This window comes from Pseudomonas sp. GL-R-26 (assembly GCF_019947365.1).
Taxonomy (GTDB): Bacteria; Pseudomonadota; Gammaproteobacteria; order Pseudomonadales; family Pseudomonadaceae; genus Aquipseudomonas.
This window is the reverse complement of sequence record NZ_JAGYGI010000001.1, coordinates 290,030-304,269: the sequence shown is the minus strand read 5'-3', so window position 1 is coordinate 304,269 and position 14,240 is coordinate 290,030. Positions and strand designations below refer to the sequence as shown.

11 protein-coding genes are annotated in these 14,240 nt (G+C 62.1%); 8 read left to right on the top strand and 3 right to left on the bottom strand.

Annotated elements, in window-relative coordinates:
- Window positions 1–61: 61 nt before the first annotated feature.
- From KGA96_RS01340 to KGA96_RS01310, 7 genes are all read left to right on the top strand, one after another.
- Window positions 62–2,323: a heavy metal translocating P-type ATPase gene (locus KGA96_RS01340; RefSeq protein ID WP_046039171.1), complete on the top strand. Its 2,262-nt coding sequence runs from the start codon at window positions 62–64 to the stop codon at window positions 2,321–2,323.
- 16 nt (window positions 2,324–2,339) lie between these two features.
- Complete coding sequence (locus tag KGA96_RS01335) at window positions 2,340–3,203, top strand: LysR family transcriptional regulator (RefSeq protein ID WP_046039172.1); 864 nt, start codon at window positions 2,340–2,342, stop codon at window positions 3,201–3,203.
- 157 nt (window positions 3,204–3,360) lie between these two features.
- Window positions 3,361–4,437, top strand: a complete 1,077-nt coding sequence (locus KGA96_RS01330) for a putative 2-aminoethylphosphonate ABC transporter ATP-binding protein (RefSeq protein ID WP_046039174.1) — start codon at window positions 3,361–3,363, stop codon at window positions 4,435–4,437.
- Window positions 4,437–6,161, top strand: coding sequence for a putative 2-aminoethylphosphonate ABC transporter permease subunit (locus tag KGA96_RS01325; protein ID WP_223511370.1), 1,725 nt, complete (start codon window positions 4,437–4,439; stop codon window positions 6,159–6,161). Before KGA96_RS01330 ends, KGA96_RS01325 begins: the two co-directional genes overlap by 1 nt.
- Window positions 6,162–6,199: 38 nt before the next feature.
- Window positions 6,200–7,225 (top strand): putative 2-aminoethylphosphonate ABC transporter substrate-binding protein, encoded by a 1,026-nt coding sequence (locus KGA96_RS01320; RefSeq protein ID WP_046039177.1) that lies wholly within the window; start codon window positions 6,200–6,202, stop codon window positions 7,223–7,225.
- Window positions 7,226–7,368: 143 nt separating this feature from the next.
- A complete protein-coding gene (locus KGA96_RS01315; protein ID WP_223511368.1) occupies window positions 7,369–8,502 on the top strand; it encodes a TIGR03364 family FAD-dependent oxidoreductase in 1,134 nt (377 codons plus the stop codon).
- A complete protein-coding gene (locus KGA96_RS01310; RefSeq protein WP_223511366.1) occupies window positions 8,502–9,059 on the top strand; it encodes a phosphonate degradation HD-domain oxygenase in 558 nt (185 codons plus the stop codon). Before KGA96_RS01315 ends, KGA96_RS01310 begins: the two co-directional genes overlap by 1 nt.
- 133 nt (window positions 9,060–9,192) lie before the next feature.
- Here the strand turns inward: KGA96_RS01310 and KGA96_RS01305 are convergent, their stop codons facing one another.
- Both KGA96_RS01305 and KGA96_RS01300 read right to left on the bottom strand, forming a co-directional pair.
- A complete protein-coding gene (locus KGA96_RS01305; protein ID WP_046039182.1) occupies window positions 9,193–10,569 on the bottom strand; it encodes a GTPase/DUF3482 domain-containing protein in 1,377 nt (458 codons plus the stop codon).
- Window positions 10,562–11,932 (bottom strand): DUF2868 domain-containing protein, encoded by a 1,371-nt coding sequence (locus KGA96_RS01300; protein WP_223511358.1) that lies wholly within the window; start codon window positions 11,930–11,932, stop codon window positions 10,562–10,564. The genes KGA96_RS01305 and KGA96_RS01300 overlap by 8 nt, the downstream gene beginning before the upstream one ends.
- An 85-nt stretch (window positions 11,933–12,017) precedes the next feature.
- Here KGA96_RS01300 and KGA96_RS01295 point away from each other — a divergent pair, with 85 nt between their 5' ends.
- Window positions 12,018–12,530 carry a dihydrofolate reductase gene (locus KGA96_RS01295; protein ID WP_046039186.1) on the top strand — a complete coding sequence of 171 codons (513 nt, stop codon included), beginning with the start codon at window positions 12,018–12,020 and terminating at the stop codon, window positions 12,528–12,530.
- Window positions 12,531–12,680: 150 nt separating this feature from the next.
- On the opposite strand, the gene KGA96_RS01290 is transcribed toward KGA96_RS01295, so the two are convergent.
- Window positions 12,681–14,072 (bottom strand): L-cystine transporter, encoded by a 1,392-nt coding sequence (locus tag KGA96_RS01290; protein ID WP_046039188.1) that lies wholly within the window; start codon window positions 14,070–14,072, stop codon window positions 12,681–12,683.
- Window positions 14,073–14,240 lie beyond the last annotated feature (168 nt).

Below are 14,240 nucleotides of genomic sequence, written 5' to 3'. Positions count from 1 at the left end.
TTGACCCTATAGTGGCTACAGGGTCTTTACTTGGCAACAGGTACTCTTATGGACGCAACCAATGAGCGATTCACTGCACTCCCACAAACCCGGGGCTGAGCACGAGCACAGCCACAAGCTCAAACCCGTGCAAAAACATGGCCACGGCGGTCACGGCGACGCCTGTTGCTCATCTAAAGCGGCAGCGCCTGCGCTGGTAAAACTGAGTGAATCGCCGACGATTGGCGCTCGACTGAGTCGTTTTCGCATCGAGGCAATGGACTGTCCGACCGAGCAGGCACTTATCCAGAACAAGCTAAGCAAACTGACCGGCGTACAGCAGTTGGAGTTCAATCTGATTAATCGGGTGCTCGGCGTGACCCACGATTTGCCCGGTATCGAGCCGATCGTCGAGGCCATCAAGTCCTTGGGCATGCAGGCCGAACCGCTGGACCAGGGTGCTGAAACCCCGACTCCGGCGCCTCGGAAAAAACCGTGGTGGCCCTTGGCCCTGTCCGGTGTTGGTGCATTGCTGGCAGAAGTTATCCACTTCACTGGTTTCGCTCCGAACTGGGTGGTGGCGGTTATCGCACTGGTCTCGATCCTCAGTGGTGGCCTTGGTACTTACAAAAAAGGCTGGATCGCCCTTAAAAACCGCAACCTGAACATCAACGCCCTGATGAGCATTGCCGTGACCGGCGCGGTGCTGATCGGCCAGTGGCCGGAAGCGGCGATGGTGATGTTCCTGTTCACCGTGGCCGAGTTGATCGAAACCAAATCCCTCGACCGTGCGCGCAATGCCATTGGCGGTTTGATGCAGATGACCCCGGACACGGCAACGGTGTTGCAGGCTGACGGAAGCTGGCTTGAGCAGGATGTAAAAACCATTGGGCTCGGCGCGCGGGTACGGGTTCGTCCCGGCGAGCGTATCGGCCTGGACGGTGAAGTGCTGTCCGGTCGCTCGACCATCGATCAGGCGCCAATCACCGGTGAAAGCCTGCCGGTGGAAAAAACCGTCGGTGACAAAGTATTCGCCGGGACCATCAATCAGGCCGGCTCCCTGGAGTACGGGGTGACCGCCGCGGCGGATAACTCGACCCTGGCCCGCATTATCCACGCCGTTGAGCAGGCCCAGGGCGCGCGGGCGCCGACCCAGCGTTTCGTCGACAGTTTCTCGAAAATCTATACCCCGGCGGTGTTCGTCCTGGCACTGGCCGTGGCGGTGATCCCGCCAATGTTCATGGGCGCGTTGTGGTTCGACTGGATCTACCGGGCGCTGGTGCTGCTGGTGGTGGCCTGTCCGTGTGCGCTGGTGATTTCCACGCCGGTGACCATCGTCAGCGGCCTCGCGGCGGCGGCGCGCAAAGGCATATTGGTCAAGGGCGGTGTCTATCTGGAGGGCGGTTACAAGCTCGACTACCTGGCTCTGGACAAGACCGGGACCATTACCCACGGCAAACCGGTGCAGACCGATTACCTGTCGCTGGACCCGACCGCCGACGACTCGGCGCCCGCCATTGCCGCCGCGCTGGCCGGGCGCTCGGATCACCCGGTTTCCCTGGCCATCGCCAAGGCGGCTGTGGATAACCAGACCGCGACGCTGATTGTGGATAACTTCGAAGCGCTGGGCGGGCGCGGGGTGCGCGGCGAGATCAACGGCCAGCTCTATCATCTGGGCAACCATCGTCTGGTGGAGGATCTGGGCCTGTGTTCGCCGGCGCTGGAAGAAAAGCTGTTTGCCCTGGAAAAACAGGGCAAGTCGGTGGTGTTGCTGCTCGATTCGTCCGGCCCGTTGGCGCTGTTTGCCGTGGCGGACACGGTAAAGGAATCGAGCCGCGAGGCTATCCGGCAGTTGCATGACCTGGGCATCAAGACCCTGATGCTCACCGGTGATAACGTCCACACCGCCCAGGCCATTGCTGCGCAGGTCGGTATCGACGAGGCCAGGGGCGACCTGTTGCCGGGGGACAAATTGCAGTCGATCGAGGCTCTTTATGCCCAGGGGCATCGGGTCGGCATGGTCGGCGACGGCATCAACGACGCCCCGGCGCTGGCGCGTTCCGAGATCGGTTTCGCCATGGCCGCTGCAGGCACCGATACCGCGATCGAAACCGCCGATGTCGCCCTGATGGACGACGATCTGCGCAAAATCCCGGCATTCATTCGCCTTTCGCGGCAGACTTCGAGCATCCTCAAACAGAACATCGCCCTGGCTTTGGTCATCAAGGCGATCTTTCTTGGGGTAACCTTCGCCGGGGTCGCTACCATGTGGATGGCGGTGTTCGCCGACATGGGCGTGAGTCTGCTGGTGGTGTTCAACGGTTTGCGCCTGCTGCGCAAGTAAAGGATGAGGGACGGTTGTGCTGAGTGCGGAGCTGAAGGCGTTTTACATGGTGGCCCGCCTGGGCAGCATTACCCAGGCTGCCAAAAAGCTTGGCCTGAGCCAGCCGACGGTGACGACACAGATCCGCAACCTCGAAAGTCAGTATTCGGTCGAACTGTTTTACCGTGGCGGCCGGCGTCTCAGCGTCAGCGAGGAGGGCGCGCGGCTGCTGCCGATGGTCAAGGTGCTGATGCAGCAGGAAGCCGACATCGAGTTTTTCCTGCGTAACTGCGGCCAGGTCCAGGGCACATTGCGTATTGCCGCCACGGCGCCGTATTACATCCTCGACCTGGTGAAAACCTTCCGCGAGCGCCTGCCGCAGGTTGAGGTTTCGGTGGAAATCGGCAATTCCCAACAGGTGCTTGAAGCGCTGGAGGATTACCGGGTCGATGTCGCGGCGTCGTCGCAGTTGCTCGAAGACGCGCGGCTGATTCGCCGGGTGCTCGGCAGCGATCCGCTGGTGCTGGCGGTGCATCGCAATCATCCGCTGGCGGTTCACGATCACGTGCCGCTCGGCGCCTTGGCCGGGCATACCCTGCTGATGCGCGAACCGGGCTCGACCACCCGTCGTTTGACCGAAGATTTGCTGGCCAGTGCCAGCGTGTGTTTCGGCCCGCTGCTGGAGATCGGCAGCCGCGAATCGATCCGCGAAGCGGTGCTGCGCAACATCGGCATCAGCATCATTGCCCGTCAGGAAGTGCCCCATGATCCGCAACTGCGGGTGCTGACCATCGAGAATGCACCGCAGATTCCCGAATACCTGTACTGCCTCAAGGAGCGCAAAAACGCGCGGCTGCCGGCGGCGTTCCTGGGGTTGGCGCAGGAAATGGCCCCTGTGTAGAACTCTGTGGCGAGGGAGCAAGCTCCCTCGCCACAAGTTAGTCATTGTCCAATAACCAAAAATCCCGAATACCACTATCGGCAGTTTTTGCCTTACTGCCACATGACGGACTCATTACAACTCTAGGATGGCCCCATCTGCTAGATGAGATCCGTCCATGAACAACTCGATCGCAACTGCCCTGACCAACCCCGGCGCACCGATGAAGGTGCGCGGTGTACAGAAACGCTTCGGCGCCTTCACTGCGCTGGATAACGTTTCCCTCGACGTGGCGGCTGGTGAGCTGGTGTGTCTGCTGGGGCCGTCGGGCTGTGGCAAAACCACCTTGCTGCGCTGCATCGCCGGTCTGGAGAAGCAGGACAGCGGCGAGTTGTACCTGGGCGATCGCGACGTTTCCCACCTGGCGCCCCAGGCGCGGGACTACGGCATTCTGTTCCAGTCCTACGCGTTGTTCCCCAATCTCACCGTCGAAGCGAACATTGCCTACGGCCTCGCCGGCAGTGGTCGCGACGAAGTGCGCCGTCGCGTCGGTCAGATGCTGGAACTGGTTGGCCTGACCGGCAGCGAGAAAAAATACCCGGGCCAGTTGTCCGGTGGTCAGCAGCAACGTGTGGCATTGGCCCGCGCCCTGGCGCCCGCGCCTTCGCTATTGTTGCTGGACGAACCGATGTCGGCCCTCGATGCCCGGGTGCGCGAGCATCTGTGCACCGAATTGCGCCAACTGCAACGCAACCTCGGCATCACCACCCTGATGGTCACCCACAATCAGGACGAGGCCATGCTGATGGCCGACCGCATTGCCGTGATGAACAACGGCAAGGTCGAGCAGTACGCCACGCCGCAGGAAATCTACAACCGCCCGGCCACGCCATTCGTGGCAGAGTTCGTCGGCCAGGGTAACTGGTTGCCGTTCCAGCGCAGCAGCGACAGCCACGCCCAGGTCGGCGGGCTGAACATGCGCCTGGCCGATGGCAGCGCCAAGACCGCGTCGGGCCGTTTGTTCTGCCGTCCGGAAGCGATCAACGTCAACCCGCTGGTGCACGAGGAAAACCTGTTCCCGGCCAAGGTTCGTGAAATCACTTTCCTCGGCAACCGCTGCCGCATGAGCTTTGAACTCGATCAGTTGCCGGGTCATGCGTTGTTGGCGGAGCTGGCACCGGAAGCCATGCCACGCCTTGGCGCCCAGCAGATCATGGTCGCCTTGCCTCCGCGCAGCCTGCAGGTATTTGCCTGATGAGTGCGAACATCGCGCTGCCGCTGCCGTACAAGAAGGTTCGGCAGACTACCCGCGCCGAAATCGGTGACCGGTTGTTCGTGGTCGGCGGCAAAGTCCTCATGCTGGTGTTGTTGGGCGTTGCCGTATTGACGCCGTTACTGGCGATCTTCTGGCGCGGTTTCAGCGCCGAGGCCGGGCAGGGCGGTGGCTGGGTCGCAGCGAAAGAACTGGTGAGCAGCGAAAACTTCCACTGGTTGCTCGGTAACAGCCTGAAGGTTTCCCTCAGCGTCGCGGCCATTGTCGTACCGCTGGCCTACCTGTTTGCCTACGCGCTGCAACGCACCTTGATTCCGGCCAAAGGCATCTGGCGGGGCATTTCGCTTCTGCCATTGATGGCGCCGTCGATGCTGCCGGGGATTGCGCTGGTTTACCTGTTCGGCAACCAGGGCATGCTGCGTGGCCTGCTCTCGGACAATATCTACGGTTTCTGGGGTATTGTGCTTGGCGAAGTCATCTACACCTTCCCACACGCCTTGATGATTCTTCTGTCGGCCCTGTCCCTGGCCGATGCGCGACTGTTCGACGCGGCCTCCAGCATGGGTGCGAGTCCTGCAAAAGCCTTCCGCAGTATCACCTGGCCGGCGACCCGTCAGGCCGTGTTCGCCGCATTCTGCCTGGTGTTCACTCTGACCATCACTGACTTCGGTGTGCCAGTGGTGGTCGGTGGCGACTATCAAGTGCTGGCGCTGGAAGCCTACAAGGCGGTGGTCGGCCAGCAGCAATTCGGTCGCGGTGCCTTGATCGGCATGGTGTTGTTGCTGCCGGCGCTGTTCAGCTTCGGCGTCGATGCCTGGTTGCGTCGTCGTCACGGTGACTCCATGAGCGGTCGCGCCCAGGTGTTCAAACCCGCGCCTTCGAAGCTGCGCGACAGCTGCTACCTGGCCATCGTCCTGCTGATCTGCGCCGCGCTGCTGCTGGTGTTCGGCATGGCGGTGTTCTCGTCCCTGGTGAAGTTCTGGCCGTACAACCTGTCGCTGTCGCTCAACCATTACCAGTTCAACGAAACCGCCGGTGGTGGCTGGCTGGCCTACGGCAATAGCTTGAAGATGGCCCTGGGCACGGCGTTGATTGGCAGCCTGCTGATTTTCACCGGCGCCTACCTGATGGAAAAAACCAAGGGCCAGCGCGGACTGAACCTGACCTTGCGCATGCTCAGTTTCGTCCCGATGGCGGTGCCGGGCCTGGTGCTGGGGCTGGGTTACGTCTTCTTCTTCAACCTCACCGGCAACCCGCTGCATGTGCTCTACGGGACCATGACCCTGCTGATCGTCTGCACCATTGCTCACTATTTGACCACCGCGCAAATGACCGCCACCACCGCGCTGCGTCAGCTCGACGCCGAGTTCGAAGCCGCTGCGCTGTCGCTCAAGGCGCCGCTGTACCGCCACTACCTGCGCGTCACCGTGCCGATCTGCCTGCCAGCCTTGCTGGACATCGTGCGCTACCTGTTCGTCTCGGCCATGACCACCGTTTCGGCGGCGATCTTCCTCTACAGCCCCGACACCATCCTCGCGGCAGTGGCGGTGCTGAACATGGACGACGCCGGCAACGTCGGCGGTGCGGCAGCGATGTCGACCCTGATCCTGATTACCTCGGCGGGCGTGTCCCTGCTGCTGGCCTGGGCCTCGCGCGGCTTGCTGCGCCGCTCCCAGGCTTGGCGCCAGACCGCGCCCGGTCATTGAATCTGCACAACCCATCAACTCAAAAACAGGAAAAGATCATGTTCAAGCCTATGGCCCTGGCCGCTGCTGTCCTCACCGCTTTCAGCCTGAACGCCTTTGCGGCGAAAACCGAGTTGACGGTGTACACCGCCCTCGAAGCCGAACAACTGAAGACTTACAAAGAAGCTTTCGAAAAGGCCAACCCGGACGTCGAAATCAAATGGGTGCGTGATTCCACCGGCATCATCACCGCCAAACTGCTGGCCGAAAAAGCCCGTCCGCAGGCTGACGCCGTGTGGGGCCTGGCCGCTTCAAGCCTGGCGATCCTCGATCAGCAAGGCATGCTGCAAAGCTATGCACCGAAAGACCTGGGCAAGATCGGCGCGAACTACCGCGACGCGGCCAACCCGCCAGCCTGGGTCGGCATGGACGTCTGGGCTGCGACCATCTGCTTCAACACCGTCGAAGCCGAGAAGCAGGGCCTGACCAAGCCAGTGAGCTGGCAGGATCTGACCAAGCCTGAGTACAAAGGCAAGATCGTCATGCCGAACCCGGCCTCGTCCGGCACCGGGTTCCTTGACGTCAGCGCCTGGCTGCAAACCTTCGGCGAGAAGCAGGGCTGGGCCTACATGGACGGCCTGCACCAGAACATCGGCCAGTACGTTCACTCTGGCTCCAAGCCTTGCAAACTGGCGGCGGCTGGCGAATTCCCGATCGGTATTTCCTTCGAGTACCCGGCCGTTCAGCTGAAACGCCAGGGCGCACCGCTGGACATCATCCTGCCGAAGGAAGGCCTGGGCTGGGAGATCGAAGCGACTGCGGTGATCAAGGGCACTGCCCACGAAGAAGCGGCGAAGAAACTGGCTGACTTCTCTGCCAGCCCTGAGGCGATGGATCTCTACAAAGAAAACTTCGCCGTACTCGCGCAGCCTGGCATCGCCAAGCCGCAGACCGAACTGCCGGCCGACTACGAGCAGCGCCTGATCAAGAACGACTTCGCCTGGGCTTCGAAGAACCGCGACGAGATCCTGACCGAATGGCGCAAGCGCTATGACGGCAAGTCCGAGAAAGTGGCGGCCAAGTAAGGTCTTCATCGGCTGACAGGGCCTCATCGCGAGCAAGCTCGCTCCCACAGGTCCTGTGGCGGTCACAAAATTTGTGTCCACTACAAATCACTGTGGGAGCGAGCTTGCTCGCGATAGCGGTCTCGAATTCAGGACAAGATTCCATGACACACCACAACGACATGCTGATCGTCGGCGCCGGCGTCCTGGGTTTGTCCCACGCGTATGCCGCCGCCAAGCGCGGTCTGAAGGTCACGGTTTTCGAGCGCAGCGAAACGCCCCTCGGCGCTTCGGTGCGTAACTTCGGCCAGGCACTGGTCACCGGCCAACCGCCGGGACCGATGCTGGAGTTGGCCCGCGCCAGTCGCGGAATCTGGGGCGATTGGGCGCAGCTCGCCGGCCTGCAACTCAAGCGCAATGGCTCGTACCTGTTCGCCCGCACCGAAGCGGAAGAGCAACTGCTGGAAGCCTTCTGCGAGGGCCGCGCCGTCGAATACGGTTACCGCGTCGACCTGCTGCGCGGCGCTGCGCTGCGTGATTTGTACGGCGGTCAGTTCCGCCATCACCGCGCGGCCTTGCATGGCATGGACGACCAGCAGCTGTATTCCCGCGAAGCGATTCCGGCGCTGATCGACTTCCTGCGCCGCGACCTGGGCGTCAAGTTTCACTTCTCTACCCTGGTGCGCGATATCGAGCCGGGGCGCCTGCACAGCACCGCCGGCAGCTTCAGCGCCGAACAGATCATCGTCTGCTCCGGCCACGATTATCAGACCTTGCTGGCCGAACAGATCGCCGAACTCGAGCCGCAAATCTGCTGCCTGCAAATGCTCCGTGCCCGACCGCAAATCAACCTCAACCTGCAACACGCGTTGCTCACCGGTTTGAGCTGCGTGCACTACGGCGCCTTCGCCGATTTGCCGGAAGCCGCGGCGGTACAGGCAGAAATTCTGCAGTACGCACCGCACCTGCACGAAAACGGTATCCACCTGCTGATCAGCCCGACGCCCTATGGCGAATTGATCATTGGTGATTCGCACCATTACGGCAGCGATCCGTCACCCTTCAATGCCGAGCAGGTCGACGACTGGATGATCGAACTGGCCGAGCAGACCCTGGGGTGCAAGGTGCAAGTGGTCGAACGCTGGCAGGGGGTCTATGGTTCACGGGGGCCGGGACCGTTCTCGTTCCTGCGCCCGGCAAAAGGCCTGAGCGTGGCGTTGATGCACACCGGTGTCGGCATGAGCGTCGGGCCGGCAATGGCTGAGCGCAACGTTGCCACGGTATTGGGGGAAATCTGATGGAGCGTAATGAACAAGTGATTGCCGAGGTGTTCGGTTTGTACGAGCTCTTCGGTGACAGCGACTACATCGGTGAGCCGGTGTCGCAGATCGAGCACATGTCCCAGGCGGCGGAGCTGGCCATGGCCGAAGGCTTCGACGATGAAGTAATTCTGGCGGCTTTCTTTCACGACATCGGGCATATCTGCGCCGAAAGCGTGGAGAGCATGGGCGGCTTCGGTGTGGTCAGCCATGAACGGCTCGGTGCCGACTACCTTCGCCGCGCCGGATTCAGCGAGCGCATGGCACGGCTTGTCGAATACCACGTGCAGGCCAAGCGTTACCTGACACTCAAGGAGGCGGGATACTACGAGCGCTTGAGTGAAGCCAGTCGCCGAACCCTGGAATATCAGGGCGGGGTGATGACGGCTGAAGAGGCCGAGGCGTTCGAGCAGGACCCGCTGTGTGCCGTGAGCTTGCGCATGCGCCAGTGGGATGAACTGGCGAAAGAGATGCATGTGCCGGTGATTGATCTGGCGGTGATGAAGGACAAAGCGGTGCGGCTGTTGGCGGCGTAAAGCCAGTGATACCGAGTTGCTGCCATCGCGAGCAGGCTCACTCCCACACTGGATCTGTGATCGACACAAATCCCCTGTAGGAGCGAGCCTGCTCGCGATGGCGTCAGTTAAAACAACACAAATGTTCAGGTGACTACAGCTGCTGCGCCAACCCCTCAACCTGCTCCTGCCGCTCCGCCTGATTCAATTTGGGATGAGGATTGAGCGACGACCACTGCGGATGCGCCCGCGCTTTGTTCAGCGCCTCAGGCAGTTTGCCTTCGCGCCAGCTTTTATCCCGTGGCGTGGCCACCTGAATACTGTCCATCGCTGCGTGCCCACGGGCATTGAGTGCTTGCAGCAATTGCCGCTGGCGCAGCGCCAACAGGCGCAGCACGTTGTCATCCACCGTCAATTCGCGCTGGCCCTTGATCTTGCCCAGCAAGCGGCTGCCATAACTGCGCGCGGTTTGCAGCGCGCCGCCGGCGATGGCCCCGGCCAGTGCGGCGGCGCCGAGGGTGATGCCACCGACCAGCAGATCAACCCCTGCCCCGGCGGCAGCACCCGCGGCGATTCCGCCGCCGACCCGCACGCCCAGTTGCTTCAGGGTTTCCGGGTTGAACAGGTCATCGCCCCAACGGCCGTCGAGCAGCGGCAAATCACTGGCAGCGGCATCCTGTGGGCGGAAGGCATAGAGCTTGAGCAGGGCCTCGACGCAACGCTGCTCACGCTGGCGTACGGCTTTGCGCAGTTCGCTGATCGCCTTTTGTTCCTGCTCGGCTTCACTGACCACGCTGCGTCGGCAGGCCGCGCAATCGATCAGTAATTCGGCAATCAATCGCTCTGCGCTTTGTTGGCGAGCCAGACGCTGGGCTTGCTGATCGGCGATCAGGCGTTCGAGTTGCGGCCGGGCAGACTCCAGCAACAGGGCGAGACTTTCATAGAGTCGACGCTCACCATCCTCCGGCGGCGCGACGCTGTCGAAGCGTACCAAGGCATGCAAGCCCAGCCGTGCCAGTGCTTCCCGCCAGGCCGGTTCGCGATGGTTGGCGCTGCTGACGAAATTCAGCACCGGCAGCAAGGGTTTGCCGCAACTGGCCAGCACCTCCAGCTCGTCGCGATACTTGGCCAGCACCGGCTCTCGGGCGTCGATCACGTAGAGCCCGGCGTCCGACGCCAGTAACTGGCGCAGCACCTTGGCTTCCTGTTCGAAGCGTTGCCGGGCTTCGCTGCCCTCAAGGAAGCGCGCCAGCCGCGCCGGGCCGTCGAGGCGTTCGCCGGGACGCTCCAGGCGTTCAAGGTAGTCGAGCAGGGCGATGGCGTCTTCCAGGCCCGGGGTGTCGTAGAGATCGAGCAAGGGCTCACCGTCCACCGACAATCGTGCGCCTTCGACGTGTCGCGTGGTGCTGGGGCGATGGGACACTTCACCGAAGCCGACGTCGCGGGTCAGGGTGCGCAGCAACGAGGTTTTGCCGACGTTGGTGTGGCCGACCACGGCGAGTTTCAGGGGCTGCTTCCAGGCGTCAGTCATGACCGGACTCCAGCCAGCTCATCGGTGCGCAATCGGCAAACGGTAGCTCAAGCTGTTGCAGCGCCACGTGCCAGTCGCCCAGGCGTTCGGCGTCCAGCGCTTCACCGGGGGGCGCCTGCAACAACCACACGCGGGTGGCGCTGGCGCTGCGGGCCAGTTCGGCGATCAGCGCCAGGCTGCCGCGATCCGGCGAGCGCCGCGGATCGAACGCAATGGCCAAGCGCGCCGGAGGGAAGCGGCTCAGTTGTTCGAGGAGTTTGTGTCGCGATTCGCGGCTGTCGAGGATGCCGGCGTTGCTGACGTTTTTCGGCAATTGCGGTGGCCACGGGCGGTCGTCGTCCAGCTCGATGGCGACCAATAGAGCACCATCACTTTGTTGTTCGCTGACACCGCTTTCCATGCGATGCAGTTGCTCAGGCGCCGCATCGCTGATGCCGAGGCGTTCGCTGGTGGGCATCAAGCGTTCGCGTAGCTGTGCGTAACCGGGCAGGTTCAAATCCAGACGCAGCGCTGTTTGCCCCATCTTCCAGCGCCATAGGCAAAACAGCGCGAGCAGCAGGCGCGGCAAAACGCCGTAGACCAGCAGAACGCCCACCAGCCAAGCGGCCCAAGCCTGGCGGGCGCTTTCGATGTTCAGGGCGGCGTCGCCACTGGCGCGGATCATCTCCTCGGTGGGCACGCTGAAACCGAGCAGGGCCGGCAGCGCACCAAGGGCCTGAGTGACGGCGATAAAGGTGTCGGCGCTGAGAATGGTGGTTTCCCAGACGAAGCCATAGCGTCGGGTCGCCATCAACGTCAGCAGGATCACCAGCGCGCTGAGCATCGCCAGCAACCACAGGCTGTTGACCAGTACGCCGATGGCCCAGCGATTGAGCTTCTGGCGTTGCAGCAATAACAGCAGGGCCGGCGCCAGTTGTGCGGCCTTGGCGTCCCGGGCGAGTTTTTCACTTAGCCACAGCCACAGTCGCCCGAGGCTGGCGCCGTGTTCGCCGGCAAACACCAGGCCCAGGGCCCAGCTCAGCAGCAGGATCAGGTTGAGCCCGAGCAGGCTGCCCAAGGCCCAGAATACATTCACCGGGTGCAGGCCATCGCCCATGGCGGCAAAGGCCAGGCCGGCGCCGCTGATCACCGCCAGCACCGCCATGACGATCAGTGCCAGTCGCGCGCCTTGCAGCCAGTGTTTCAGGGCATCGGCCAGGCCATCGCGCTCGGCCAGCCACAGGGCTCGGCGTTGAATGCGCAACGGCAAATCGCCGCCGGCGCTGCGGGCCAGTCGGTTGGCTTCAAGGTCTTCCAAGGGACCTGCGTACTCTTCGCGCAGGCGGATGGTTTCTGTCAGCCAGAGGTTATTCAGTTCAGTCACGCGGCATCCCGTCGCTTAAATGAGCTGTGAGCATAACCGCTGTGACGCTTATCGGCGAAAGCGAGGCTCTGGTATCCTCGCCGGCATGACTAAATCACTCCCTCTCAGCCTGATCGCAGCCCTCGGTGAAAACCGTGTGATCGGCGTCGACAACAGCATGCCCTGGCACTTGCCGGGGGACTTCAAATATTTCAAGGCCACCACGCTCGGCAAGCCGATCATCATGGGGCGCAAGACCTGGGACTCCCTCGGTCGCCCGCTGCCGGGCCGCTTGAACATCGTGGTCAGCCGTCAGGTGGGTCTGCTGCTGGAAGGCGCGGAGGTTTATCCGTCGCTGGAAGCTGCTGTAGCTCGCGCTGAAGAGTGGGCAAAAGAGCAGGGCGTCGATGAGCTGATGTTGATTGGCGGTGCGCAGTTGTATGCGCAAGGGCTGGCGCAGGCTGATCGGTTGTACCTGACCCGCGTGGCGTTGAGCCCGGAAGGGGATGCGTGGTTTCCGGAGTTTGATTTGAACCAGTGGAAACTGGTGTCGAATGTGCCGAATCCGGCGGAAGGCGACAAACCGGCGTACAACTTTGAAGTCTGGGAGAAAGCCTAAACCTGTGGCGAGGGAGCTTGCTCCCGCTGGGCTGCGCAGCAGCCCCAAAACCCTGCACTGCATGCTTACTGAAAGATTGCATCAGGCCACACTGGGGCCGCTTCGCGACCCAGCGGGAGCAAGCTCCCTCGCCACAAAGTTGTTCGATCGTTAAGCCTGCGCCAACGCCGAATGCTCATCCGCATCCAGCAGTTCTTTATCAGTCTGCTGCATCACCTGACTGGTAATCGCCCCCGCCGTCATCGAGCCACTGACATTCAACGCCGTACGCCCCATATCAATCAGCGGCTCGACCGAAATCAGCAACGCCACCAGTGACACCGGCAAACCCATCGCCGGTAGCACGATCAACGCCGCAAACGTCGCGCCGCCACCCACCCCGGCCACACCGGCCGAGCTCAGCGTCACAATCGCCACCAAAGTCGCGATCCACAGCGGGTCCAGCGGGTTGATGCCCACAGTCGGCGCCACCATCACCGCCAACATCGCCGGGTACAGGCCGGCACAACCGTTCTGGCCAATGGTTGCGCCAAACGAAGCGGCGAAACTGGCGATGGACTGCGGAATGCCCAGGCGACTGGTCTGCGCTTCAATGCTCAACGGAATCGTCGCAGCGCTGGAGCGGCTGGTGAAGGCAAACGTCAGCACCGGCCAGATCTTGCGGAAGAAGCGCAGCGGATTGATCCCGGCGGCCGACACCAGCACGCCATGCACCACAAACATCAGGCCCAGGCCGATGTAGGACACCACGACAAAACTGCCGAGCTTGATGATGTCTTGCAGGTTCGAACCGGCGACGACTTTGGTCATCAGCGCCAGCACGCCGTACGGGGTCAGCTTCATCACCAGACGGACCAAGCGCATCACCCAGGCTTGCAGGGTGTCGATGGCGTTGATCACTTTCTGACCTTTCTCGGCATCATCCTTGAGCAATTGCAGGGCCGCGACACCCAGGAACGCCGCGAAAATCACCACGCTGATAATCGACGTCGGCTTGGCCCGCGCCAGATCGGCGAACGGGTTTTGCGGAATGAACGACAACAACAGCTGCGGCACATTCAGGTCGGCGACCTTGCCGGCGTAATCGGTCTGGATGGTTTGCAGGCGCGCCATTTCCTGGGTGCCGGCCACCAGGCCTTCGGCGGTCAGGCCGAACAGGTTGGTCAGGCCGATACCGATCAAGGCCGCGATGGCCGTGGTGAACAGCAGCGTGCCGATGGTCAGGAAGCTGATTTTGCCCAGCGATGAGGCGTTGTGCAGGCGGGCCACGGCACTGAGGATCGAGGCGAACACCAGCGGGATCACGATCATTTGCAGCAACTGCACGTAACCGTTGCCCACCAGATCGAACCAGCCAATCGAGGCTTTCAGCACCGGGTTGCCGGCACCGTAGACAGTGTGCAGCGCCACACCGAACGCCACGCCCAGCACCAGTGCGAGCAGGACTTTTTTCGCCAGACTCCAAGTGGTGTGGCGGGTTTGCGCCAAGCCCAGGAGCAGGGCGAGGAACACCAGCAGATTGAGGATCAGCGGCAGATTCATTGGAACTCCCATTAGACTTTTGCCAACTGCCTTCCGGGGCAGCTGCGAACCGGCAAGCCTAACAGCTTGAAAACTAATGAATTAATATCAAAAACGTATGGTCTCCGTCGTTTTTGGAATAAGCGGATGTCGCTGTCAGAAATGCACCTGGCGCGAAAGGGACGCAGG

Bases quoted from the DNA above. Each gene is read 5' to 3' on its own strand.
- KGA96_RS01340 (WP_046039171.1), top strand. From the start codon at position 62: ATGAGCGATTCACTGCACTCCCACAAACCCGGGGCTGAGCACGAGCAC.
- KGA96_RS01330 (WP_046039174.1), top strand. From the start codon at position 3,361: ATGAACAACTCGATCGCAACTGCCCTGACCAACCCCGGCGCACCGATG.
- KGA96_RS01325 (WP_223511370.1), top strand. From the start codon at position 4,437: ATGAGTGCGAACATCGCGCTGCCGCTGCCGTACAAGAAGGTTCGGCAG.
- KGA96_RS01320 (WP_046039177.1), top strand. From the start codon at position 6,200: ATGTTCAAGCCTATGGCCCTGGCCGCTGCTGTCCTCACCGCTTTCAGC.
- KGA96_RS01315 (WP_223511368.1), top strand. From the start codon at position 7,369: ATGACACACCACAACGACATGCTGATCGTCGGCGCCGGCGTCCTGGGT.
- KGA96_RS01310 (WP_223511366.1), top strand. From the start codon at position 8,502: ATGGAGCGTAATGAACAAGTGATTGCCGAGGTGTTCGGTTTGTACGAG.
- KGA96_RS01305 (WP_046039182.1), bottom strand. From the start codon at position 10,569: ATGACTGACGCCTGGAAGCAGCCCCTGAAACTCGCCGTGGTCGGCCAC.
- KGA96_RS01295 (WP_046039186.1), top strand. From the start codon at position 12,018: ATGACTAAATCACTCCCTCTCAGCCTGATCGCAGCCCTCGGTGAAAAC.
- KGA96_RS01290 (WP_046039188.1), bottom strand. From the start codon at position 14,072: ATGAATCTGCCGCTGATCCTCAATCTGCTGGTGTTCCTCGCCCTGCTC.